20 protein-coding genes are annotated in these 23,130 nt (G+C 71.2%); 1 reads left to right on the forward strand and 19 read right to left on the reverse strand.

Going from position 1 to position 23,130, the window contains the following annotated elements; all coding sequences use genetic code 11:
- The first annotated feature begins 29 nt into the window (after positions 1-29).
- Positions 30-1,592, forward strand: coding sequence for a sensor histidine kinase (locus tag ESZ52_RS14955; protein ID WP_131105633.1), 1,563 nt, complete (start codon positions 30-32; stop codon positions 1,590-1,592).
- A 30-nt stretch (positions 1,593-1,622) separates the two neighbouring features.
- On the opposite strand, the gene ESZ52_RS14960 is transcribed toward ESZ52_RS14955, so the two are convergent.
- From ESZ52_RS14960 to ESZ52_RS15050, 19 genes are all read right to left on the reverse strand, one after another.
- Positions 1,623-2,570 carry a universal stress protein gene (locus tag ESZ52_RS14960; RefSeq protein ID WP_131105634.1) on the reverse strand — a complete coding sequence of 316 codons (948 nt, stop codon included), beginning with the start codon at positions 2,568-2,570 and terminating at the stop codon, positions 1,623-1,625.
- Positions 2,571-2,578: 8 nt separating this feature from the next.
- A complete protein-coding gene (locus ESZ52_RS19350) occupies positions 2,579-3,172 on the reverse strand; it encodes a hypothetical protein (RefSeq protein ID WP_181010033.1) in 594 nt (197 codons plus the stop codon).
- Positions 3,173-3,457: 285 nt separating this feature from the next.
- The gene (locus ESZ52_RS14970; RefSeq protein ID WP_131105635.1) at positions 3,458-4,099 is read right to left on the reverse strand and encodes a response regulator; all 642 of its coding nucleotides are present in this window, start codon (positions 4,097-4,099) and stop codon (positions 3,458-3,460) included.
- Positions 4,100-4,106: 7 nt separating this feature from the next.
- Entirely contained in the window at positions 4,107-5,105 is a 999-nt protein-coding gene (locus tag ESZ52_RS14975) for a polyprenyl synthetase family protein (RefSeq protein ID WP_238154622.1), read from the reverse strand.
- Positions 5,102-6,643: an NADH-quinone oxidoreductase subunit NuoN gene (gene nuoN, locus ESZ52_RS14980; RefSeq protein ID WP_131105636.1), complete on the reverse strand. Its 1,542-nt coding sequence runs from the start codon at positions 6,641-6,643 to the stop codon at positions 5,102-5,104. Before nuoN ends, ESZ52_RS14975 begins: the two co-directional genes overlap by 4 nt.
- Positions 6,643-8,175, reverse strand: a complete 1,533-nt coding sequence (locus ESZ52_RS14985) for an NADH-quinone oxidoreductase subunit M (protein WP_131106669.1) — start codon at positions 8,173-8,175, stop codon at positions 6,643-6,645. Before ESZ52_RS14985 ends, nuoN begins: the two co-directional genes overlap by 1 nt.
- On the reverse strand, positions 8,175-10,082 hold the full coding sequence (nuoL, locus tag ESZ52_RS14990; protein ID WP_131106668.1) for an NADH-quinone oxidoreductase subunit L: 1,908 nt from the start codon (positions 10,080-10,082) through the stop codon (positions 8,175-8,177). The genes ESZ52_RS14985 and nuoL overlap by 1 nt, the downstream gene beginning before the upstream one ends.
- 57 nt (positions 10,083-10,139) lie before the next feature.
- The gene (nuoK, locus tag ESZ52_RS14995) at positions 10,140-10,439 is read right to left on the reverse strand and encodes an NADH-quinone oxidoreductase subunit NuoK (protein WP_131105637.1); all 300 of its coding nucleotides are present in this window, start codon (positions 10,437-10,439) and stop codon (positions 10,140-10,142) included.
- Positions 10,439-11,332 (reverse strand): NADH-quinone oxidoreductase subunit J, encoded by an 894-nt coding sequence (locus ESZ52_RS15000; RefSeq protein WP_131105638.1) that lies wholly within the window; start codon positions 11,330-11,332, stop codon positions 10,439-10,441. The genes nuoK and ESZ52_RS15000 overlap by 1 nt, the downstream gene beginning before the upstream one ends.
- Positions 11,329-12,027, reverse strand: a complete 699-nt coding sequence (gene nuoI, locus ESZ52_RS15005) for an NADH-quinone oxidoreductase subunit NuoI (protein ID WP_131105639.1) — start codon at positions 12,025-12,027, stop codon at positions 11,329-11,331. The genes ESZ52_RS15000 and nuoI overlap by 4 nt, the downstream gene beginning before the upstream one ends.
- Positions 12,020-13,438: an NADH-quinone oxidoreductase subunit NuoH gene (gene nuoH, locus ESZ52_RS15010; protein ID WP_131105640.1), complete on the reverse strand. Its 1,419-nt coding sequence runs from the start codon at positions 13,436-13,438 to the stop codon at positions 12,020-12,022. The genes nuoI and nuoH overlap by 8 nt, the downstream gene beginning before the upstream one ends.
- Complete coding sequence (locus ESZ52_RS15015; RefSeq protein ID WP_131105641.1) at positions 13,435-16,026, reverse strand: NADH-quinone oxidoreductase subunit G; 2,592 nt, start codon at positions 16,024-16,026, stop codon at positions 13,435-13,437. Before ESZ52_RS15015 ends, nuoH begins: the two co-directional genes overlap by 4 nt.
- Positions 16,023-17,336 (reverse strand): NADH-quinone oxidoreductase subunit NuoF, encoded by a 1,314-nt coding sequence (nuoF, locus tag ESZ52_RS15020; protein ID WP_131105642.1) that lies wholly within the window; start codon positions 17,334-17,336, stop codon positions 16,023-16,025. Before nuoF ends, ESZ52_RS15015 begins: the two co-directional genes overlap by 4 nt.
- Complete coding sequence (gene nuoE / locus ESZ52_RS15025; RefSeq protein ID WP_131106670.1) at positions 17,333-18,265, reverse strand: NADH-quinone oxidoreductase subunit NuoE; 933 nt, start codon at positions 18,263-18,265, stop codon at positions 17,333-17,335. The genes nuoF and nuoE overlap by 4 nt, the downstream gene beginning before the upstream one ends.
- 89 nt (positions 18,266-18,354) lie before the next feature.
- Positions 18,355-19,659, reverse strand: a complete 1,305-nt coding sequence (locus tag ESZ52_RS15030) for an NADH-quinone oxidoreductase subunit D (protein ID WP_131106671.1) — start codon at positions 19,657-19,659, stop codon at positions 18,355-18,357.
- Positions 19,660-19,727: 68 nt separating this feature from the next.
- Positions 19,728-20,549, reverse strand: coding sequence for an NADH-quinone oxidoreductase subunit C (locus tag ESZ52_RS15035; protein ID WP_425600021.1), 822 nt, complete (start codon positions 20,547-20,549; stop codon positions 19,728-19,730).
- A gap of 73 nt (positions 20,550-20,622) precedes the next feature.
- Positions 20,623-21,177, reverse strand: coding sequence for a NuoB/complex I 20 kDa subunit family protein (locus ESZ52_RS15040; RefSeq protein WP_131105643.1), 555 nt, complete (start codon positions 21,175-21,177; stop codon positions 20,623-20,625).
- A gap of 63 nt (positions 21,178-21,240) precedes the next feature.
- A complete protein-coding gene (locus tag ESZ52_RS15045) occupies positions 21,241-21,606 on the reverse strand; it encodes an NADH-quinone oxidoreductase subunit A (protein WP_131105644.1) in 366 nt (121 codons plus the stop codon).
- A gap of 100 nt (positions 21,607-21,706) precedes the next feature.
- Complete coding sequence (locus tag ESZ52_RS15050) at positions 21,707-22,999, reverse strand: geranylgeranyl reductase family protein (protein WP_131105645.1); 1,293 nt, start codon at positions 22,997-22,999, stop codon at positions 21,707-21,709.
- Positions 23,000-23,130: the final 131 nt, after the last annotated feature.

Here is a 23,130-nt window from a genome sequence, read left to right on the forward strand (position 1 = left end):
TCGTTGCGGCGGTAGCGTGGTCGTCCACCATGACCGCACCCGATGCCCCCTCCCCCGCCCGCGACCTGCCTGCCGCGCCCGACCGGCGCGGTGTGCCCGACGTCGACGCTGGCCACGATGTGCAGGCCGTCCTGCGCGCCGCCCGGGACCTGGTCCAGATCGAGGACGCCCACGAGCTGCTGGACCGCACCCTGGCCCTGTCCTGCCGGCTCACCGGCGCCGCCGCGGGGGTGCTGCTGGTCGTGGACGAGGACCTCGACCGGTCCCGGGGCGACGTCCTGCGGTACGGCGGCGCCGACCATCCCACCCTGGCCCAGGGGCTCATCCGGGGCGGGCCGGAGACCGTGGCGCTGAGCGCGGACGTCGTGGCGGACGGCCGGGTCCGCGCGACGATCCGCCTGGGCGCCCTGCCCTCCCAGCACACCGGGCAGGCGGCACAGGCGGGGCTGTCGGGGGCGCAGCGCGCCACCGCGCTGACCCTGGCCGCGGCCGCCGGCGCCCGGCTGGAGACGCTTCGCCAGCGCGAGGCGGCCCGGCTGTACCAGGCGGTCAGCCAGGCGCTGTGGGAGCTGGACCGGACGCTGACCAGCAGCGTGGACCTGGAGGACACGCTCCCGCTGCTGACGCGGCGGGTGCGGGAGGTGCTGCACGCCGGGACGGTCGCGCTGGTGGCCCGCCCGGACGAGACCACCCTGCGGGTCCTGGCCGCGGCCGGGGAAGGTTCGGGGGCCGCCCTGGCCGACCTGCGGACCGATCTGCACGAGGTGCTCGACCACCGTGAGCCGCGGCACTGGGCGGTCCAGCGGGACGCGGGCCTGGTCTACGTGAGCATCGTCCCCCTCGAGAACCGCGGGCCGGAGCCGGCCGTGCTGCTGGTCCAGCACTGGCGCTCCCCCCAGGGTGTGCTGCGGCAGGAGGTCCAGGACGTGATCAGCGCGATGGCCCTGCACGCCTCCCTCGTGCTGGACCGGGAGCTGGGCGAGCGGGAGCACGACCTGCTCATGCTGCTGGAGGACCGGGACCGGATCGCGCGCGACCTGCACGACCTGGTCATCCAGCGACTGTTCGCGGTCGGGCTGACGCTGCAGGGAGCCACCCGCCGGGCCGTGCTGCCGGAGGTGGTGGAACGCCTGGAGGGTGCGGTGAACGAGCTGGACCAGACGATCCGGGACATCCGGGCCACCATCTTCCAGCTCCGCCACCGCCCCGGCGAGGGCTCCTTCCGCGCCGACCTGCGGGCCCTCGTGGAGTCCTATGCGCCGACCCTGGGTCTCGCGCCGGTGCTGCACCTGCACGGCCCGCTGGACGCGGTGGCCGACGACGAGACCCACTCCCAGGTGCTCATGGTGGTGCGGGAGGCGCTGTCCAACGTCGCACGGCACGCCCGGGCCAGCAGCGTCGAGGTCACCGCCGTCGCGACCGCCGACGAGCTGTCCCTGACGGTCACCGACGACGGTGTGGGCATCCCGCCGGCCGCGGTCGAGAGCGGGCTGGGCAACGTCCGCGCCCGCGCCGCCGACCGGGGCGGCCGGGTGCAGCTGCGCGCCGTCGAGCCGCACGGCACCCAGCTGTGCTGGACCGTGCCGCTCTGAGCGCGTTCTCGGCGGTCCCGGGTGCCTGCGTCAGACGAGGGCGACCGGACCGTCGGCATACTCCATCACCGCGCAGGCGCGGGGACCGCGCGGCATGACGAGGAGCTCGACCCCCTCGGCGTGAGCCAGCAGCGCCAGCACCGGGCTGCGGTCGGTCGCGACGCCGGTGAGCAGGACCTCGGGGTAGAGCGTGCGCCAGGGCGCCAGCAGGTCCTCCAGGACCTGCCTGGCCCGGTCCGCGTGCTCGGCCCATACCTCGCGGATGGCCCGCGCCTGGCCGGCGACCGAGACGGGCACCGACCAGCTGGCCACGGCCAGCACCCGGTGCCCATTCCGGAGGGCCCGGGCCACAGCGAAGGCCAGGGCCCGGTCGGCCTGCTCTGCCTGCGCTGCCTGATCGGGCTGACCTGCTTGACCTGCTTGACCTGCCTGCTCTACCCGGTCGGTGCTCGTGCGCTGGCTGTCAGGCGCTGCGACGGTCGCCGACGAGAGGGTGCCGACGTCGACGACGATCGGGGCGTCCGGGAGGACCAGCTCCTGGGTCCAGCCGTCGGGGACGACGACGAGCGCAGGACCGTCCTGGTGGGTGAGGGTGCGTGCGGTCCGGCCGAGGCTGATGCGCCGGTTGGCGCCCTGCCCGCGGCGGCCGACGACGACGAGCGCGGTGCCGGGTGCACGCTCCAGCGCTCGCTCCCAGGTGTGAGCGGCGGCCGAGAGGGTGGCGGCTGGTCCCCCAGCGACCAGCTCGCTGGAGGGGGTGAGCTGCGGGTAGCGGCTGCTGGCCTCGGTGGTGGCCCGTTCCAGGATGGCGCGGCCGGCCGAGGGGCCCGCGGTCTCCACGTCGTGGACGAGCACCAGCGGGGCCGTGGCGCAGGACGCGGAAGCCTCCGCGGCCGCCCAGGCGACCGCGGAGGCGTTCTGTGTCGAGCCGTCCACGCCCACCAGTACCGGCCCGGGAGCCGTCATGGTGGCGGTCACGGCTCACCTCACCAGAGGTACTTGGGGGCGGTGCGGGTCCACAGCCTGCCCAGGCCCAGGTAGGCCCAGGAGGCCGGGATGAGGGCGATGGCGATGAGGACCATCGCGCCGGTGACGTGGTCGTCCAGGACCGGGTTGGTCACCATCGGCAGCGACGCGCCGTACATGAAGACGTACATCAGCGCACCGGCCAGGGCACCGACCCGGGCACCCATGCCCAGCAGCAGCGTCAGGCCGACACCGAGCAGACCCAGCATGAACAGCACGTCGATGACGACGTTGCCGGCCAGGGCGTTGTAGAAACCGGCCAGCGGACCCTCCACGCCGGACAGGTAGCCGGTGGTGGGGCTGCCGCCGTTGAGCCAGGCCCGCTCGGCAGGGGTGGCGAAGCCCAGGCCGAAGGTCTTGTCCAGGAACGCCCACAGGAAGTAGAACCCGAACGCGATCCGCACCGCGCCCAGGGCGTACCCGCCCGCGGTCGGCAGGACGTGCTCGCCGGTGCTGCGCTCCCCGGTGTGCCCCAGGGTGTGCTCGACGGTGTGCTCGACGGTGTGCTCGCGAGGGTTGCGGGCGATGTCGGGACGGGGGGCGGTGGTGGTCATGTCAGCCAGCTCCTTGAGTGGTGTGTTTCTTGGTGGCTGACTCCAGCATCCCAACATCCGACAAGCCGTAGTAGAGGCGAGAGTCCGGACCTTCACGGGACCAAGGTCCCGACCCCTCGCCCACCGCCGCGAGCAAAGCCTGTCCCCGGTCGCGGGCAAAGCCTGTCGCCGGTCGCGGGCAACGCCTGTCGCCGGTCGCGGGCAAACCGTGTCGCCGGTCGCGGGCAAACCGTGTCGCCGGTCGGGCAGAGGGGGTGCACGGGGGCGAAGCCCCCGTGGGAAGGGTTACTTGTCGAAGAGCTTGGCGCCCAGCACCGCTGCCTGGGTGCGGCGCTCCAGCCCCAGCTTGGCCAGGACCGAGGAGACGTAGTTCTTCACCGTCTTCTCGGCGAGGTACATCTTCTCCCCGATCTGCCGGTTGGTCAGGCCGTCGGCGATGAGCTCCAGGATCCGCCGCTCCTGGTCGGTAAGCATGGCCAGCTTGTCGGCCTGGCGGTCGCCACGGCGCAGTCGGTCCATCACCCGGGCCACCAGGCTCGGGTCCAGGAGCGACCGGCCCGCCGCGATCGAGCGGATGCCGTCGATGAGGTCGTTCCCGGCGATCTGCTTCAGGACGTAGCCGTCGGCGCCGGCCATGATCGCCGAGAACAGCGCCTGGTCGTCGTCGTAGCTGGTCAGGATCAGCGCCCGGATGTGCGGGTTCTGGGCGCGGACGTCACGGCATACCTCGATCCCGGAGCCGTCCGGCAGCCGGCCGTCCAGGACGGCGACGTCCGGGGCCAGCTCGAGGATGTCAGGGACGGCCTCCACGGCCGAGCCGGACTCCCCCACGATCTGCAGGTCCGGCTCCGCCGAGAGCAGGTCGCGCAGCCCGCGGCGCACCAGCTCGTGGTCGTCGAGGAGGTAGACGCGGACGGGCTGGGTCATCGGCGCCTCAGCTGGACCGCGCGGCGACACCGTCGACCAGGGCGCGCAGAGCGTCCACGGCCGGCCCGTCCGGGAGCCCGTCGAGCAGGGCGCGCGCCTCGGCGGCCACCCGCAGGGTGTGCTCACGGGCCTGCTGCATGGCCGGGTGGGCGCGCAGCAGGGTCAGCGCCTCGGCGAGCTCGTCGGGGTCCTCGATGGGTCCCCGGGTCAGGGTGAGCAGGCGCTCGTCGGCGGGGTCGGTGGAGGTGCGGGCGTAGAGCACCGGCAGCGTGGCCTTGCCCTCCCGCAGGTCCGCACCGGGGGTCTTGCCGGAGTCGTCGGCGTCGGAGGCGACGTCGAGGACGTCGTCGGCCAGCTGGAAGACGACGCCGAGCTGCTCGGCATAGTCGGTGAGCGTGCGCACCGTCTCCGGGTCGCACCCGCCGAACATCGCGCCGTAGCGGGCGGCCGTCGCGATCAGCGAGCCGGTCTTGTCGGCCAGGATGGACAGGTAGGCCGAGACCGCCTCGTGCGGGTCGGCGACCACCCCGGTCTGCCGGTCGTCGCGGATCTGGCCCGCGCAGAGCCGCACGAAGGTGTCGGCCTGGATCCGGACCGCCTCGGCGCCGAGCCCGGCGACCACCGAGCTCGCGGTGCCGAAGAGCAGGTCGCCGATGAGGATGGCGGTCGAGTTGCCGTAGCGCGAGTTGGCACTCTCCACGCCCCGGCGCAGGTCCGCCTCGTCCATGACGTCGTCGTGGTAGAGCGAGGCCAGGTGGGTCAGCTCCACGCCGACCGCGGCGTCCACGACCTTCTCGTCCCACCCGGAGCCCACCTCGCTGGCCAGCAGGGTGAGCAGCGGCCGGAACCGTTTGCCGCCGGCGCGGACCAGGTGGCCGGAGGCCTCCGCGATGAACGGGTCGTGATGGTCCACGACCTCGTCCATGCGGGACGCGACCGCGGCCATGCCGGCCTCGACCCGGTCCTGCAGGTCCTCCTGGACCCCGGGAATGGATGCGACCGTCACCGCACGAACGCCGCCGCGCTCTGGGCCAGCTCCAGGACCGGCGCGGGCATGACCCCCAGGGCCAGGGTGACTGCGACCCCGAACAGGATCGCGAAGGACGTCATCCACGACGGGGACACCACCGTGGTGCTGCTGACCCGGTCACCGGTGTACATCAGCACGATCAGCTTGAAGTAGATGTAGGCCGTCACGGCGCTGGCCAGCACACCGACCACGGCCAGCCACGCCCAGCCCTGGCTCACCGCCGCGGAGAAGACCGCGAACTTGCCGGTGAAGCCGGAGGTGAGCGGGATGCCCGCCATCGCCATCAGCAAGAAGCTGAAGGCCGCCGCCAGCCAGGGCGAGCGCTTGGCCAGGCCCGACCACTGGTCGACGTGGGTGGCCTCGGTGCCGGCGGAGCGCACCAGGAAGACGATGGCGAAGGCCGGGATGGTCATGAAGCCGTAGGTGGCCAGGTAGAAGATCGTGCTGGAGATCCCGACCTCGCTGAGCGCGATGACACCGGTGAGGATGAACCCGGCGTGCGCGATCGAGGAGTAGGCCAGGATCCGCTTGACGTCGGTCTGCACGATCGCCAGCAGGGCACCGACCACCATCGACAGGGTCGCCACCACGGCCAGGGCCGGCTGCCAGTCCAGGGCCGCACCCTCGAGCGCGACGTAGAGGACCCGCAGCATGGCGCCGAAGGCGGCCACCTTGGTCACGGCCGCCATGAAGCCGGTGACCGGGGTCGGGGCGCCCTGGTAGACGTCCGGGGTCCAGGCGTGGAACGGGACCGCGCCGACCTTGAACAGCAGGCCCACGGCGACGAGCAGCACCCCGGGGACCAGCAGGGCGTCCATCCCCACGTTGGTGCCGACGGCGGCGGCGATGTCCGCGAACCGCATCGAGCCGGCGAAGCCGTAGAGCAGGACGGCACCGAAGAGGAAGAACGCCGAGGCGAAGCTGCCCAGCAGGAAGTACTTCAGCGAGGCCTCCTGCGAGAGCAGGCGGCGACGCCGGGCCAGGCCGGCCAGGACGTACAGCGGCAGGGAGAGGATCTCCAGGGCGATGAACAGCAGCAGCAGGTCGTTGGCCGAGACGAAGAGCATCATGCCGCCGACCGAGAGCAGCGTCAGCGGGAAGACCTCGGTGGTGGTCGCGCCGACCCGGACCGACAACGCCTCGTCCTCCGAGCCGGGCACCGAGGCGCCGGACTGGGTGAAGGCGTCCGGCTGTCCCCCACCGAGCCGCTCGCCCATGACGAGCAGACCGACGACGGACAGCACGAGGATGAGCCCCTGCAGGACCAGGGCGGGGCCGTCGAGGGCGACGGTCTCCACGGCGGTCAGCCCCTGGTTGTCCTGACCCAGCAGGACCAGGGCGGCCAGGGCCAGGACCAGCGTGGCCACGGCCAGTGGCAGCTGCACGGTGTAGCGCAGCTCCTTCTTGACGAAGCCCTCGACGAGGCAGCCGAGCAGCCCACCGACGAAGACGATGATCAGCGGCAGCAGCGCCAGGTAGTTGATCTCGGGCGCGACGAACATAGAGCCACCCATCAGCGGCCCCTCCCCTCGGCGTTGGCGGTGTCGACGGCCGGCACGGGGTCAGCGACCCCCACCGACTGCAGCGTCTGCTGCACGGCCGGCTCGAGCACGTCGAGGACCGGCTTGGGGTAGAACCCGAGGATCAGGAAGGCGGCGATGAGCGGCGCCACGACCCACTTCTCCCGGCCTGTCATGTCGGGGACGTCCAGACCCTCGGGCCGTGGCCCGGTGGCGACCTTGCGGTACATCACCAGCACGTAGACCGCAGCCAGGACCACGCCCAAGGTGGCGATCAGCCCCAGCCAGGCGTTGCGCTGGAAGGTGCCCACGATGACCAGGAACTCGCTGACGAAGGAGTTCAGGCCCGGGAGCGACAGGGCGGAGAGACCGGAGATCAGCAGGGCTCCGGCGATGAGCGGGGTGACCCGCTGCCAGCCGCCGAAGTCGCGCAGGTCGCGGCTGCCGCGGCGCACGATGAGCATGCCAGCCACCAGGAACAGCCCGGCGGTGGTGAAGCCGTGGTTGACCATGTACAGCGTGGCGCCGGTGTGGCTGACCGTGGTGAAGGCGAAGATGCCCAGCACGATGAACCCGAAGTGGCTGATCGAGGTGTAGCTGATCAGCCGGAGGATGTCGGTGGAGCCGATGGCCATGAACGCGCCCCAGAACAGCGAGATCAGGGCGAGGGTGATCACCACCGGTGTGGCCCACTGGCTGGCCTCGGGGAACAGGCTCAGGCAGAACCGGATCATGCCGTAGGTGCCGACCTTGTCCAGGACGCCGACCAGCAGGACCGAGGTCGCGGGGCGGGACTGCTCCGCGGCCAGGGGCAGCCAGGTGTGCACCGGCCACATGGGGGCCTTGATCGCGAAGGCGATGAAGAAACCGAGGAACAGCCAGCGGCCGGCCTCCACGGACAGGTCCATCCCGGCCAGGTTGGTCAGCAGGAACCCGTCGGCGCCGCGCGGACCGGCCAGGTAGACCCCGATCACCGCGACGAGCATGATCAGCCCGCCGGCCAGGGAGTACAGCAGGAAGGTGGTCGCTGCCCTCGCCCGGCGAGACCCGCCGAAGATCCCGATCAGGAAGTAGACCGGGATGAGCATGACCTCGAAGAAGATGTAGAAGAGGAAGACGTCGATCGCGGCGAAGACGCCGACGATCGTCGAGGTCAGGGCCAGCATCAGGGCGAAGTACAGGTGCTGGCGACGGCCGACCGCAGGGACGTCGTCCCATGCCGCGATGAGGCAGATCGGGACCAGGATCAGCGCCAGCAGGATCATCGTCAGCGAGATGCCGTCGACGCCGAGGGCGTAGGAGACGCCGAACTGCGGGATCCACGCGTGGACCTCGGTCAGCTGGAACTGCCCGCTCCCGCCGCCGAGCTGGTACTGGGTCAGGGCGGCGATCCCGACGCCGAGGGTCAGCAGCGAGGTGCCGAGCGCCACGGGGCGCACCAGCGTGCTGGCCTTCGGCAGCACCGCCACCACCAGGGCCCCGACGAGCGGGAGCACCAGCAGGGTGGTCAACCAGGGGAAGTTCATCACTGCATCACCCACACTGCACCGAGGATGGCGACGACACCGAACAGCATCGTCAGGGCATAGGAGCGGACGAACCCGTTCTGGGCGCGCCGCAGGACCGACGACAGGCCGGTCAGGCTGGCGGTGGTGCCGCCGGTGACGGTCCCCTCGACGAGGGTCTCGTCAGCTTCGGTCAGGCCCTTGACCAGGGTCCCGGTCGGGCTGACGAAGAGGGCGTCGTTGACCTCGTCCTGGTAGAGGTCGCGACGGGCAGCGCGGGTCAGCGCGTTCGCCTCGGGAGCCTCGACAGGGACGTCCGTGGCGGCATACATCCGCCAGGCCAGGAGGACACCGATGGCCATGAGCACGAAGACCGAGATCTGGATGGCCAGCAGCGGGATCAGCGGCTCGGCGTGGTCGGCCGTGCCGAACACCGGCTCCAGCCAGCCGGTGAGGATCCCGGTCGGGTAGAGCGCGGCGCCGAGGACCAGCGAGCCGACCGCGAGGACCATCATCGGGATGGTCATCGTCAGCGGCGACTCGTGCGGGTGCTGGTCGTCCTCCCAGCGGGCCTTGCCGTGGAAGGTCATGAAGAACAGCCGCGACATGTAGAAGGCGGTGATCCCGGCGCCCAGCAGGGTGACCAGGCCGAAGACCCAGCCCTGCCAGCCCGGCGCGGAGAAGGCGGACTCGATGATGTGGTCCTTGGAGTACCAGCCGGCCGTGAACGGGAAGCCGATGATGGCCAGCCACCCCGCCGCGAAGGTGATCCAGGTGATCTTCACCTCGCGGGACAGGGCCCCGAAGCGGCGCATGTCGACCCGGTCCTTCATGGCGTGCATGACCGAGCCGGCGCCCAGGAACATCCCGGCCTTGAAGAAGCCGTGGGTGATCAGGTGGAAGATCGCGTAGACGTAGCCGATCGGCCCCAGGCCGACGGCCAGCATCATGTAGCCGATCTGCGACATCGTGGAGGCGGCCAGCGCCTTCTTGATGTCGTCCTTGGCACACCCCACGATCGCGCCGTAGAGCAGCGTGACGGCGCCGACCACCGCGACCGCGAGGCGCGCGTCGGGGGTCAGGTCGTAGATCGCCTGGCTGCGCGCGACCAGGTAGACACCGGCGGTGACCATCGTCGCGGCGTGGATCAGGGCCGACACCGGGGTCGGGCCGGCCATCGCGTCACCCAGCCAGCTCTGCAGCGGGAACTGGGCCGACTTGCCGCAGGCGCCGAGCAGCAGGGCCAGCCCGATCAGGGTCAGCATCATCGTGCTGGCCCCGTCGACGCTGGCGAAGACCGTCGCGAAGTCGAGCGAGCCGAAGGTCGCCAGCATCAGACCCATGGCGGTGATGAGTCCCACGTCACCGACGCGGTTGACGATGAACGCCTTGTTGGCCGCGGCCGCGTAGGCCGGGTTGTGGTTCCAGAAACCGATGAGCAGGTAGGAGGCCAGACCCACGCCCTCCCAGCCCACGAAGAGCAGGACGAAGGAGTCGGCCAGCACCAGCACCAGCATCGCCGCCACGAACAGGTTGAGGTAGGCGAAGAAGCGGCGCTTGTCCGGGTCGCCCTCCATGTACCCGAGGGAGTACACGTGGATCAGCGACCCGACGAAGGTGATGAGCATGACGAACGCCAGGGACAACGGGTCCATCAGCAGGCCGGCGTGCAGGGTGAAGTCGCCGAAGCTGATCCAGTCCCACAGGGGCAGCTGCAGCGCGCGCTCCCCCGGGGCCAGGCCGGTGAGCTGGACGATGACCAGCACCCCGACCACGAAGGAGGCCCAGGACAGTGCGGTGGCCAGCAACGGGCCCCACGAGTTGGTGGCGCGCCCGCCGAGCAGCAGGACCGCCGCACCGAGCAGGGGCAGCGCGATCATCAGCCAGCCGTACTGGGCCACGCCGCCGGAGACAGCGTGGTAGGCCATGGGCTGGCTGGCCGCGAGGTTCGCGGCCGTGGTGAACGGAGTCACTCGCTGCCTCCCTTAGAGCTTCAGCAGGTTGGCGTCGTCGACCGAGGCCGAGCGACGCGCACGGAAGATGGACATGATGATCCCCAGGCCGATCACGACCTCCGCGGCGGCCACGACCATGACGAACAGGGCGTAGACCTGGGCGTCGAGGTTGCCGTGGATGCGGGCGAAGGTGATCAGCGCCAGGTTGCAGGCGTTGAGCATGAGCTCGATGCCCATGAAGACGATGATCGTGTTGCGGCGGGTCAGCACCGTGAGGGCACCGATCGCGAACAGGACCACCGAGAGGTAGACCCAGGCCTCCAGACCCATCAGCGCTCATCCTCCTGCGTGTCGACCGGCTCTCCGGACGCCTGGTCCGGCGCGTGCCCGACCTCCTGGGACGCCACGGTGCCGCTGGGCATGTCGTCGGCGTCCAGGTCGCCGGCGGGCTCGCCCGCCGGGGTGCCCGCCTGCGGCGGCAGCCGGTAGGCACTGGGGTTGGTGACCTGACCGCGGGCCACCAGCGCGCGCGGCACGGACTCCTCGACCGGGGTGCCGTCCGGAGCCAGGGCCGGGGTGTCGGCGGCGTTGTGGCGGGCGTAGACGCCCGGGCCGGGCTTGCCGGACAGCCAACGGCCGGAGCGCAGCTTGTCCTGCGAGGCCTGGCGCTGGTTGGTCTTGGGCAGCAGCCGGTCGCCGTGGGCGAGCACCATGGCGCCCATCACCGCGATGACGAGCAGGGTGCCCAGAACCTCGAACGGCAGCACCTGGCGCTCGAAGATCTCCCGGGCGAGCGCGGTCACGCTGCCCTCGGCCTGCGCCTGCTCCAGACCGGCGGGCGCGGGCCAGGCGACGCGGGACAGGCCGTACACCGCGAAGCCGAGGAAGACCAGCCCGACGGCGAAGGCCCAGCCGCGGTGGCCGCGGATGGTCTCGACCATGGAGTCGGAGGCGTCGACGCCGATCATCATGACGACGAAGAGGAAGAGCATCATCACCGCGCCGGAGTACACGAAGATCTGGATGATGCCGACGAACTCGGCGCTCTGGACGATGTAGATGATGCCGAGCGTGACCATGACCACGGCCATGGACATCGCGGCGTGCACGGCCTTGCGGGCGAACAGCAGCCCCATGCCGCCGCCGACCGCGAGGGCGGACAGCAGCCAGAAGACGGCCGTCTCCATGCCGGTGATCGCCTCGGTCCCCTCGACCGGGGTCATCGCGTGACCTCCTCGGCCTGGGTCGCGGTGGCCTCGGCGTCGCGCTGGGCGACGTAGTCCTTCTGCTGCTGGGTCGGGCCGGTGACCTGGCCGCGGTAGTAGTCGCGCTCGGTCATGCCCTCGGCGTACGGGAACGGCGGGGCCAGCATCTCCGGGCCCAGCGGCGCCAGCAGCTGGTGCTTCTCGTAGATCAGCGGCTCGCGCTCGGCGTCGGCCATCTCGTACTCGTTGGTCATCGTCAGCGCACGCGTCGGGCACGCCTCGATGCACAGGCCGCAGAAGATGCAGCGCAGGTAGTTGATCTGGTAGACGCGGCCGTAGCGCTCACCGGGGCTGAACCGCGCCGCCTCGGTGTTGTCCGCGCCCTCGACGTAGATCGCGTCGGCCGGGCAGGCCCAGGCGCACAGCTCGCAGCCCACGCACTTCTCCAGCCCGTCGGGGTGGCGGTTGAGCTGGTGCCGCCCGTGGTACCGCTTCTGGGTGGGTCGCACGACCTCCGGGTACTCCTGGGTGCGCACCTTGCGGAACATGGTCGCGAAGGTCACGCCGAACCCGGCGACCGGGGCGAAGAGCTGGGACAGGAAGCCCGGCTCCGGCTTGCCGCCGGTCGGGTCGGCCTGGGTCTGCGCCGGTGCCGGTGCCGGCTCCCGCCGGCTCGGCTGCCCAGCTGCTGTCGGGTCGTTCTGGTCAGCCACGGCTGTCCTCCGCAGGGTCGGTGGTGGTCGTGCTGGGGGTAGAGCTCACCGGGGGCGCCTGGTCCAGGGCGGTCGGGCGCTCCACCAGTCGCTGTCCGGGCAGCGGGGGCACCGGGTAGCCGTCGGCGAAGGGGTCGACCTCCTCGGGGACGGCGAGGCGTTCCTCCCGCTCCTCGGCCTTGCGCCGCGAGGCGGCCTCCCAGAAGAAGATGGCGCCGATGACGACGAGGCCGATGCCGACCATGGTGTAGACCAGCACGAACCGGCCGTCACCGAAGAAGCCCTCCTGGGCGCTGCGGATGAGCATGACCGCGATCACCCAGACCAGCGAGATCGGGATGAGGACCTTCCAGCCCAGGGCCATGAACTGGTCGTAGCGCACGCGCGGCAGCGAGCCCCGCAGCCAGACGTAGAAGAAGATGAACATCCACATCTTCAGCGTGAACCACAGCAGGCCCCACCAGCCCTCGTCGAGGAAGGTGCCGTTCAGCGGCCACGGTGCGTGCCAGCCACCCAGGAACAGGGTGGTCGCCAGGGCGGAGACGGTGAACATGTTGATGTACTCGCCGAGGAAGAACATGCCGAACTTCATCGAGGAGTACTCGGTGTGGAACCCGCCACCGAGCTCGCCCTCGCCCTCGGCCAGGTCGAAGGGCAGACGGTTGGTCTCCCCCACCATGGTGATGACGTAGACCACGAAGCTGACGAAGAGCGGCACGACATACCACAGGGGTATGCCGAACCAGCCGGTCTGCTGCTGGGCGGCGACGATCTGGCTGGTCGACATGGACCCGGAGAAGAGGAAGACCGCGACCAGGGACAGGCCCATCGCGATCTCGTAGGAGATCACCTGGGCGGTCGAGCGCAGACCGCCCAGCAGCGGGTAGGTCGAGCCCGAGGCCCAGCCGGCGAGCACGAACCCGTAGGCGCCGACGCCGGCGACCGCCAGGACGAGCAGCACCGCGACCGGGGTGTCGGTCAGCTGCAGCGGCGTGGTGTGGCCGAACATCCGCACCTCGCCACCCAGCGGGATGATCGCGAAGGAGACGAACGCCAGCGTGGCCACCGTCAGCGGCGCCACGAAGAACATCAGCTTGTCGGCACCCTTGGGGGTGACGTCCTCCTTGAAGAAGAGCTTGATGCCGTCGGCGGCGGTCTGCAGGATGCCCAGCGGGCCGAGCCGGTTGGGACCGGGGCGCTGCTGCATCCGGCCGATGATCCGCCGCTCGGCCCAGATGACCAGGACGACCGAGATCATCACGTAGACGAACAGGAAGAAGGCCTTGACGAACGACAGCCACATCGGGGTGTCGCTGAAGTCGGCCGCCGGCAGGTCGCTCGCGGCGTGCACGCTCAGGCCGTTGGCCAGCATGCCGAGCTCGGGGTAGGCCAGGGCCAGGCTGGCGCTCATACCTCACCTCGCGGGGTGTCGGAGTGGTCGGTGCTCGCCTGTGTGGTCACCTTGGCGTTCGCCGGGGCGATCCGGACGACAGCGCCCGCGTCGACGCCGAGCGTCGGGCGGACGGCCGAGCCGGGCGAGTTCGTGGGGACCCACACGACGCCGTCGTGCATCTCGGTGACGACCACCGGCAGGGTGATCGCCCCGCGGGCGGTGGAGACGGTCACCGGGGCGTCGTCCGCCACGCCCAGCAGGGCGGCGGTGCCGGCGGAGACGCGGGCCACCGGCCGGGGCGCGGTGCCGGCCAGGAACGGCTCGCCGTCCTGCAGCCGGCCGGCGTCCAGCAGGTGGTGCCAGGTGGCCAGGACCGCCTCGCCCACGCCGGGCGCGGCGGGCCCGGCCGGGGAGACCTGCGGCGACGGGGCGCGGGTGCCGCTGTGCTGGTCGAGACCGGCGAGCTCGCGCTGCACCGATCCCAGCGCCTCGGTGCCGAGCCGGACGCCCATGGCGTCCGCGAGCCGGTGCAGGATGACGTGGTCGGAGACCGCCGTGGAGTCGATGGCCTGCTCGAAGGGCCGCAGGCGGCCCTCCCAGGTGGCGTAGGAGCCGGCCTTCTCCTGCTGCGGGGCGACCGGCAGGATGACGTCGGCGAACTCGTGCACGTCGCTCTCGCGGACCTCCAGGGAGACCACGAAGGCGCGGGCCAGGGCCCGGCGGGCCAGCTGGGGGTCGGGCAGGTCGTCGATCTCGACGCCCCCGACGACCAGTGCGCCCAGCTCGCCGTCCGCGGCCGCCTGCAGGATCGCGGTGGTGTCCCGGCCGCTGCCGACCGGGAGCGCGGACGCGTCCAGGCCCCAGCGGGCGGCGACGTCGGCCCGGCCGGCGTCGTCGGTCACCGGGCGGCCCCCGGGCAGCAGCGCCGGCAGGGCGCCCACCTCGACCGCGCCACGCTCGCCGGCACGCCGGGGCACCCAGGCCAGGGCGGCACCGGTCTGCTGGGCGAGCGCGGCCGCTGCGGACAGCGCGCCGGGCACGCCGGCCAGACGCTCGCCGACCAGGATCACCGAGGCGTCGGTGAGGGAGTCGGAGGCTGCGTGGTAGTCGTTGGCGACCATCGGCTCGGTGGTGCCGTCGACGGGGCGGGCCGCGCGGCTCCTGCGGTGCTCGGCCAACGCCTGCAGCACCTCGGCCTCGGTGCCCGGCGCGGAGGCGAGCAGCGTGCCGCCCAGCTTGCGCAGACCCTGGGTGGCGAACGGGGCCACCGCGTAGACCTTCAGACCCTTCTTGCGCATCGCCTTGCGCAGGCGCAGGAAGACGATCGGGCTCTCGTCCTCGGGCTCGAAGCCGACGAGGAGGACCGAGCCGGCCCGCTCCAGGGAGCTGTACGTCACGTCGTGCACGCCCGCGACGTGGGCGGCCAGGAAGTCGGTCTCCTCCGCGCTGTGCGGGCGGGCCCGCGCATCGACGTCGTTGGTGCCCAGGGCGACCCTGGCGAACTTGGCGTAGGCGTAGGCGTCCTCGACGCTGACGCGGCCACCGGGCAGCACACCCACCCGGCCCTGGGCCTGGGCCAGGCCGCGCGCGGCGGCGCGGTAGGCGTCGCCCCAGGAGGTGACGGCATACTGCCCGTCCGTCCCGCGCACGACCGGGTCGCGCAGGCGGTCCGGCAGGGCGGCGTAGGCGAACGCCCAGCGACCCTTGTCGCAGTTCCACTCCTCGTTGACCTCGGGGTCGTCCAGCGCCATCCGCCGCAGCACGACGCCACGACGGTGGTCGGTGCGGATCGCGCAGCCGGAGGCGCAGTGCTCGCACACGCTCTGCGTGGAGACCAGGTCGAAGGGGCGGGACCGGAAGCGGTAGGCCGCCCCGGTGAGCGCCCCGACGGGGCAGATCTGGACGGTGTTGCCGGAGAAGTAGGACTCGAACGGCTTCTCCTCGTAGATGGCCACCTGCTGCAGCGCACCCCGCTCGGCGAGCGCGATGAACGGGTCACCGGCGATCTCGTCGGAGAAGCGGGTGCACCGGGCGCACAGCACGCAACGCTCCCGGTCCAGCAGCACCTGGGAGGAGATGTTGACCGGCTTGGGGAAGGTGCGCTTGACGTCGGTGAACCGGGAGGTGGGCCGGCCGTCGGACATGGCCTGGTTCTGCAGCGGGCACTCCCCGCCCTTGTCGCAGACCGGGCAGTCCAGCGGGTGGTTGATCAGCAGCAGCTCCATCACCCCGGTCTGCGCCTTGTCGGCGACCGGGGAGGTGTGCTGGGTCTTGACGACCATGCCGGGGCTGACCGTCATGGTGCAGGAGGCCTGCGGCTTGGGCATCGGCTTGACGTTGCCCTCCCGGTCGGGCATGGCGACGTCGACCAGGCACTGGCGGCAGGCGCCGACCGGGTCCAGCAGCGGGTGGTCGCAGAACCGGGGGATGTGGATCCCGACCTGCTCGGCGGCCCGGATCACCAGGGTGCCCTCGGGCACGCGGACGGGGACGTCGTCGATGGTCAGGTCGATCATCTTGACGTCGGGCTCGGGGGCCGGGATGCGCGCGTCTCCGCCGTCGGTGACGGAGTTACCGCCAGCGGCCGGCGAGGTGTGGACGGTCATGCGGGCTGGCTCTCCTTCGCGAACAGGGTGCTCCGCTCGGGCGGGAAGAGCTCGTGCCAGGGGGTGTGCATCCCCTGCTCGAACTCCTCGCGGAAGTACTGGATGGCCGAGGTGATGGGGCTCGTGGCGCCGTCACCGAGCGCGCAGAACGCGCGGCCGAGGATGTTGTCGCAGATGTCGACCAGCTTCTCGATGTCGCCGGGCTGGCCCTTGCCGTGCTCCAGCCGGTTCATCACCTGCTTGAGCCAGTAGGTGCCCTCACGGCAGGGGGTGCACTTGCCGCAGGACTCGTGGGCGTAGAAGTCGGTCCACCGGGAGACGGCGCGCACCACGGAGGTGGTCTCGTCGAAGATCTGCAGCGCCCGGGTGCCGAGCATCGAGCCCTCGGCGGCCACCGACTCGAAGTCGAGCGGTACGTCCAGGTGGGCGTCGGTGAAGATCGGCGTCGAGGAGCCGCCGGGGGTCCAGAACTTCAGCTTGCGCCCGCCGCGCATCCCGCCGGCCATGTCGAGCAGCTCGCGCAGGGTGATGCCCAGCGGGGCCTCGTACTGACCGGGCCGGGTGACGTGGCCGGAGAGGCTGAACAGGCCGAACCCGGTCGACTTCTCGGTGCCCATGTCGGCGAACCAGTCGGCGCCGTGCAGCAGGATCGAGGGGATCGAGGCGATCGACTCGACGTTGTTGACGACGGTCGGCCGGGCGTAGAGGCCGGCGACGGCCGGGAACGGCGGCTTGAGGCGTGGCTGGCCGCGGCGCCCCTCCAGGGAGTCCAGCAGCGCGGTCTCCTCCCCGCAGATGTAGGCGCCGGCGCCGGCGTGCACGGTGATCTCCAGGTCGAAGCCGGAGCCCAGGATGTTCTGGCCCAGGTAGCCCGCGGCCTTGGCCTCCTCGACCGCGCGCAGCAGGCGGCGGTAGACGTGCACGGTCTCCCCGCGCAGGTAGATGAAGGCGTGGTGGCAGCCGATGGCGAAGCTGGTGATGATCATGCCCTCGATGAGGAACTGGGGGGCCGCCATCAGCAGCGGGATGTCCTTGCACGTGCCCGGCTCGGACTCGTCGGCGTTGACCACCAGGTAGCGGGGCCCACCGTCCGGCGGGGGCAGGAAGCCCCACTTCATCCCGGTCGGGAACCCGGCGCCGCCGCGGCCGCGCAGACCCGATCCCTTGGCCAGGTCCACCAGCTCGGCGGGATCCTTGGACAGCGCGGTGCGCAGACCCTGGTACCCCTCGTTGGCCTCGTACGTGGCCAGCGTCCAGGACTGCGGGTCGTCCCAGAACTTGGACAGGACCGGCGTCAGTCGGGTGCTCACCGCTCCTCCTCCTTCGTGTTCTCGCCGATGTTCTCGCCGATGTTGTCGCCGGCGGGTCGGGCGTCGCCAGCCCGGCGGTCGGCGCCCTGGCCGCCGCCCGGCTGCTCGTCGGGCCGGTTGCTCGGGGTGTCGACCGAGCTCGGACGGCCGGCGTCGAGGCCGCCTTCCTGCCCGGCCGGGGTGGCGCTGGTCTGCTGCGCCTCGGGCGCCGCGTCGTCCCCGGCTCCGCCGGGGGCGCTCCAGCCCATCTTCTTGGCCAGGAGGGTGCCCTGGAGCGAGGCGGGGCCGGCGCTCACGCCTTCGTCGGCGCGGCCGTCGGTGAACCCGGCCAGCACCCGGGAGACCTCCTTGAAGGTGCCCACGCGGGAGGGCCCCCTGGTCGGCGCGACCGGCTCACCGGCGCGCAGCCGGTCCACGACCTGCTTGGAGGACTCGGGGGTCTGGTTGTCGAAGAACTCCCAGTTGACCATCACCACGGGCGCGAAGTCGCAGGCCGCGTTGCACTCGACCCGCTCGAGGGTGATCCTGCCGTCCTCGGTGGTCTCGTCGTGACCGATCCCGAGGTACTCGCTGAGCTCCTCGAAGATCTGGTCGCCGCCCATGATCGCGCACAGGGTGTTGGTGCAGACACCGACGGTGTAGTCGCCGTTGGGGTGGCGCTTGTACTGGGTGTAGAAGGTCGCGACCCCGCTGACCTCGGCGGTGGTCAGCCCCAGCTGCTCCGCGCAGAAGTGCACCCCTCGGCCGGTGATGTACCCGTCCACGGACTGGACCAGGTGCAGGAGCGGCAGCAGCGCGGAGCGCGCCTGCGGGTAGCGGGAGATGATCTCGGCCGCGTCGGCCGACATCCGCGCCAGCACCTCCGGTGCGTACGGCTCGTCCGAGGCGCGCAGCGGGGCCTGCGGGTGCAGCGGTGACGGGGCGAACATCGACTCGTGGGTGCTCCGCATCCCCCGGCCCTCGCCGGTGTCCGCCGCGGCCCTGGCCACGTTCTGGTGCTCACCACCTGGGGAGATACTCATCGGTCCACCCCTCCCATCACCGGGTCGATCGAGGCGACGGCGACGATCACGTCGGCGACGAGACCGCCCTCGGACAGCGCCGAGGCCGCCTGCAGGTTGTTGAAGCTCGGGTCACGGAAGTGGGCACGGTAGGGCCGGGTGCCACCGTCGGACACGGCATGCACGCCCAGCTCACCCTTGGGCGACTCCACCGCCGCGTAGGCCTGGCCGGGCGGGACCCGGAAGCCCTCGGTGACCAGCTTGAAGTGGTGGATCAGGCTCTCCATGGACTCGCCCATGATCTCCCGGATGTGGTCCAGGCTGTTGCCCTGGCCGTCCGCACCGATCGAGAGCTGCGCCGGCCAGGCGATCTTGCGGTCGGCGACCATCACCGGCGCGCCCTGGCTGGCCCGCAGCCGCGCGATCGCCTGGTCCACGATCCGCAGCGACTGCCAGATCTCGTCCAGGCGGATCACGGTCCGGCCGTAGGCGTCGTGGTCGGGCCGGGTGATGACGTCGAACTCGTAGGTCTCGTAGCCGCAGTAGGGGTCGACCTTGCGCAGGTCGTGCGGCAGGCCGGTCGAGCGCAGGATCGGGCCGGTGACGCCCAGCGCCATGCAGGAGGCCAGCGACAGGTAGCCCACGTCGACGGTGCGGCCCTTGTAGATGGGGTTCTCCAGCAGCATCAGCTCCAGCTCACGGATACCCCTGCGCAGGTCGGGCAGCTCGTCCTCCAGCGCGTCCAGGTGCTCGGGCAGCACGTCCTGCGCCACCCCGCCCGGGCGCACGTAGGCGTGGTTCATCCGCGTCCCGGTGACGGCCTCCATGAACCGCAGGATGCGCTCGCGCTCCCGGAAGCCCATGGTCATGATGGTCGTGGCGCCCAGCTCCATCCCGCCGGTCGCCAGGGCGATCAGGTGCGAGGCGATGCGGTACAGCTCCATCACCAGCACCCGGATGTCGCTGGCGCGCTGCGGGATCTGGTCGGTGATGCCGAGCAGCTTCTCGATCGCCAGGCAGTAGGCGGTCTCGTTGAAGACCGGCATGAGGTAGTCCATCCGGGTGCAGAACGTGGTCCCCTGCACCCAGGTGCGGTACTCCATGTTCTTCTCGATGCCGGTGTGCAGGAAGCCGATGCCGGCTCGGGCCTCCGTGACGGTCTCGCCGTCCAGCTCCAGCACCAGGCGCAGCACGCCGTGGGTGGAGGGGTGCTGCGGACCCATGTTGACGACGATGCGCTCGGCACCGAGGTTCGCCGCCTCCCGGGCGATGTCGTCCCAGTCGCCTCCGCCGGCGGTGAAGACGGCCTCGCCGTCCACCATGTGGGCACCCTCGGTGGTTGCCCCGGTGTTGGCCCCGGTGTGGGGGCCGGTGTTGTGGTCGGTGGTGGTCACGAGTAGCTCCTCCGTCCATCGGGCGCCGGGATGGTGGCGCCCTTGTACTCGACCGGGATGCCGCCGAGCGGGTAGTCCTTGCGCTGGGGGTGGCCCGGCCAGTCGTCCGGCATCATGATGCGGGTCAGGCCGGGGCGGCCCTCGAAGACGATGCCGAACATGTCCCAGGTCTCCCGCTCGTGCCAGTCGACGGCCGGGTAGACGTGCACGATCGACGGGATGCGCGGGTCGGCGTCGGGACAGGTGACCTCGAAGCGGACCCGGCGCCCGCCGTGCGTGACGGACAGGAAGTGGTAGACGGCGTGCAGTTCGGCGCCCGTCTGCTCGGGCCAGTGCACCCCGGAGACGCCCGAGCACATCTCGAAGCGCAGCCGGGCGTCGTCCCGCAGGGGCTGGACCAGCTCGACCAGGTGCTCACGGCGCACGTGCAGGGTCAGCTCGCCGCGGTCGACGACGACCTGCTCCACACCGGCCGCGAACGCCTCGGGCGCTGCGGCCTCGAGCGCGTCGACGACCTCGTCGAAGTAGGACCCGTAGGGCCGCTCGGCCTCACCGGGGAAGAGGATCGGCACCTCGAGGTGGCCGTACCCGGAGGTGTCGTTGCCGATCGAGCTGCCGAACAGCCCCTTGCGGCGTGCCACCTCCACCGGCTCACCCGGCGTGCCGCGCCGGGCTGCGACCGCGCCGCCGCCCGACCCCTGCGCGTGCGTGGTGTCGACGATCTGCTCCTCCGTGCGCGGAGGCTGCGCGACAGGGTCGCGGGTGGTCTCGTGCGCGGGAGCTGCCTTGTCGGGGGTCTCCGGTCCGGTGCTCGTCACGCCAGCCCCCTTTCGGCGCGAGTCCGCGCTCGCTCCGGGCCTTGCCCCGCTGCGGGTCCCCGCTTCGCTGTCATCACGCCAGCAGCCCCTTCATCTCGTGCGTCGGCGTCGCGCGCAGCGCGGCGGCCTCGGCGGCACGGGCGGCCTGCTCCCGGTCGACGCCGAACTTGAACTCCCGGATCTGCTTGTGCAGCTCCAGGACGGCGTTCAGCAGCATCTCCGGACGCGGGGGGCAGCCGGGCAGATAGACATCCACGGGGACGATGTGGTCCACGCCCTGGACGATCGCGTAGTTGTTGAACATCCCGCCGGAGCTGGCGCACACCCCCATGGCGATGACCCACTTGGGGTTGGGCATCTGGTCGTAGACCTGCCGCACGACCGGCGCCATCTTCTGCGACACCCGACCGGCCACGATCATCAGGTCGGCCTGGCGGGGGGTGGCGGCGAAGCGCTCCATACCGAAGCGGGCGATGTCGTAGTCGGGCGTGCCGACGGCCATCATCTCGATGGCGCAGCAGGCCAGGCCGAAGGTCGCCGGCCACACGGAGTGCTGGCGCAGGTGACCGGCCAGCCCCTCGACGGTGGACAGCATGAAGCCACCGGGAATCTTGTCCTCAAGACCCATGGGTCACACCTCTTTCACGCGAGCGGTCGAAGTCTGCTGCTGGTCTGGTGACGATCTGCTGGGTCAGTCCCACTCCAGGCCTCCCCTGCTCCACTCGTAGACGAACGGGACGGAGACGACGAGGAGGAAGAGCAGCATCGCCAGCACGGAGAACAGTCCGACCTGCTCGAACGCCACCGCGAAGGGGTAGAGGAAGAGCACCTCCACGTCGAAGACGATGAAGAGCATCGCGGTCAGGTAGAACTTGACCGGCACCCGACCGCCCTGGTGGGCCTGCGGCGTGGGCTGGATGCCGCACTCGTAGGCCTCGGCCTTGGCCCGGTTGTAGGTGACCCTGCCCAGGAGGCCTCCGCCGAAGACCGAGCCGAAGGCGAAGAGGAGGCCGAAGAGCAGGAAGAAGAGGACCGGCACATAGGGGTGGTAGTCCATCATTGCCAGGACTCCTTTCGGGACGTGCTCGGCGTGCTCGAGACGGAGGACACCAGCTTCAGGGTCGGGCGCACGACCATCCTAGGCTCAGGCTGGGTGCTCATGCCGCAGGGGTCAGTCGGCTCAGCGCGTTGATCACGCGGTCGTCCAGACGGCCGCCGCGCTCCTGCGGCAGGTTGGCCATGATCTTGATCAGCAGCCGCATCAGGGCCTTGCGGGGCAGTCCGTAGCGGACCGCCAGGCGCATCACCTCGGGGTGCCCGATGAGGGTGGCGAACTGCTTGCCGAGCATGAAGTACCCGCCGAGCGCGTCCTTCATCACCTTGGGGTAGGAGCGCAGGACGGCCTCGGTCTCCCCCGGCGTGGCGCGGGCCAGGGCGGAGGCGATGATCTCGGCACCGTAACGGCCGGCCTCCATCGCCTCGGCGATCCCCTCGCCGTTGAACGGGTTCACCATGCCACCGGCGTCACCCACCAGCAGCAGGCCGCGGTCGTAGAGGGGCTGGCGGTTGAAGCACATCGGCAGGGCGGCCCCGCGGATCGGCGCCAGCCGGGTCTCCTCGGAGAAGCCCCACTCCTCGGGCATCTCGGCCACCCAGCGCCGCATGACCTCGCGCGAGTCGAAGTTGCCGAAGTCCTTGAAGGTGTCCAGGATGCCCAGGCCGACGTTGGCGGTGCCGTCGCCGAGCGGGAAGATCCAGCCGTAGCCGGGCATGAGGTGGCGTGCGCCGTCCTCGTCCTGCGTCCACAGCTCCAGCCAGGACTCCAGGTAGCCGTCGTCGTGGCGGGGGGTGCTGAAGTAGCTGCGGACCGCCACCCCCATCGGGCGGTCGTCCCGCTTGGGCCGGTCCATGGCCAGCGAGAGACGGCTGGAGTTGCCGTCCGCGGCGACGACGACGCGGGCCCGGAACTCCCGGGTCTCCCCCGTCGCGCGGCCGTTCGGCCCCATCACCTTGGCGGTCACGCCCACGATGTGGTCACGGTGGTCGAGGACGGGGCCGGAGACGTTCATCCCTTCCAGCAGCCGCGCGCCGCGGCGCTCGGCGTGCCGGGCCAGGGTCTCGTCCAGGTCCATCCGGGTGCGGACCAGACCGTAGGGCGGGAAGGTCTCGTTGCCGGGCCAGTCGAGCTCCATCCGGACCCCGCCGCCGACGATGCGCAGGCCGCGGGTGCGGTGCCAGCCGTCCTCGGGACGGGTGGGGACGCCGAGGTTGATCAGCTCGCGGACCGCCCGCGGGGTCAGCCCGTCGCCGCAGATCTTGTCCCGGGGGAAGGTGGCCTTCTCCAGCAGCAGGACGTCCAGTCCGTGCTGCGCCAGGTATGCGGCGGTGGCGGAACCGCCGGGGCCTGCGCCGACGACGATCACGTCAGCCGTCTCGACCTGCTCACTCACGATGCGCTCTGACACCTTCGCTTGTGACAACTTTCACGAACTCAGCAAGTCTAGGCCTGCGGTCCCCTGCGCCCGGCATAGGCATCCCTTCGCCGGATTAGGGCAGACGACCCTCGCCATATCGGTCGGAG

It is taken from the genome of Ornithinimicrobium sufpigmenti (assembly GCF_004322775.1).
GTDB lineage: Bacteria > Actinomycetota > Actinomycetes > Actinomycetales > Dermatophilaceae > Ornithinicoccus > Ornithinicoccus sufpigmenti.

Coding starts and splice junctions, on each gene's coding strand:
- ESZ52_RS14955 (WP_131105633.1), top strand. CDS start 30: ATGACCGCACCCGATGCCCCCTCCCCCGCCCGCGACCTGCCTGCCGCG.
- ESZ52_RS19350 (WP_181010033.1), bottom strand. CDS start 3,172: ATGACCACCACCGCCCCCCGTCCCGACATCGCCCGCAACCCTCGCGAG.
- ESZ52_RS14970 (WP_131105635.1), bottom strand. CDS start 4,099: ATGACCCAGCCCGTCCGCGTCTACCTCCTCGACGACCACGAGCTGGTG.
- nuoN (WP_131105636.1), bottom strand. CDS start 6,643: ATGGGTGGCTCTATGTTCGTCGCGCCCGAGATCAACTACCTGGCGCTG.
- ESZ52_RS14985 (WP_131106669.1), bottom strand. CDS start 8,175: ATGAACTTCCCCTGGTTGACCACCCTGCTGGTGCTCCCGCTCGTCGGG.
- nuoL (WP_131106668.1), bottom strand. CDS start 10,082: ATGGCCTACCACGCTGTCTCCGGCGGCGTGGCCCAGTACGGCTGGCTG.
- nuoK (WP_131105637.1), bottom strand. CDS start 10,439: ATGGGTCTGGAGGCCTGGGTCTACCTCTCGGTGGTCCTGTTCGCGATC.
- ESZ52_RS15000 (WP_131105638.1), bottom strand. CDS start 11,332: ATGACCCCGGTCGAGGGGACCGAGGCGATCACCGGCATGGAGACGGCC.
- nuoH (WP_131105640.1), bottom strand. CDS start 13,438: ATGAGCGCCAGCCTGGCCCTGGCCTACCCCGAGCTCGGCATGCTGGCC.
- ESZ52_RS15015 (WP_131105641.1), bottom strand. CDS start 16,026: ATGACCGTCCACACCTCGCCGGCCGCTGGCGGTAACTCCGTCACCGAC.
- nuoE (WP_131106670.1), bottom strand. CDS start 18,265: ATGTTCGCCCCGTCACCGCTGCACCCGCAGGCCCCGCTGCGCGCCTCG.
- ESZ52_RS15030 (WP_131106671.1), bottom strand. CDS start 19,659: ATGGTGGACGGCGAGGCCGTCTTCACCGCCGGCGGAGGCGACTGGGAC.
- ESZ52_RS15040 (WP_131105643.1), bottom strand. CDS start 21,177: ATGGGTCTTGAGGACAAGATTCCCGGTGGCTTCATGCTGTCCACCGTC.
- ESZ52_RS15045 (WP_131105644.1), bottom strand. CDS start 21,606: ATGGACTACCACCCCTATGTGCCGGTCCTCTTCTTCCTGCTCTTCGGC.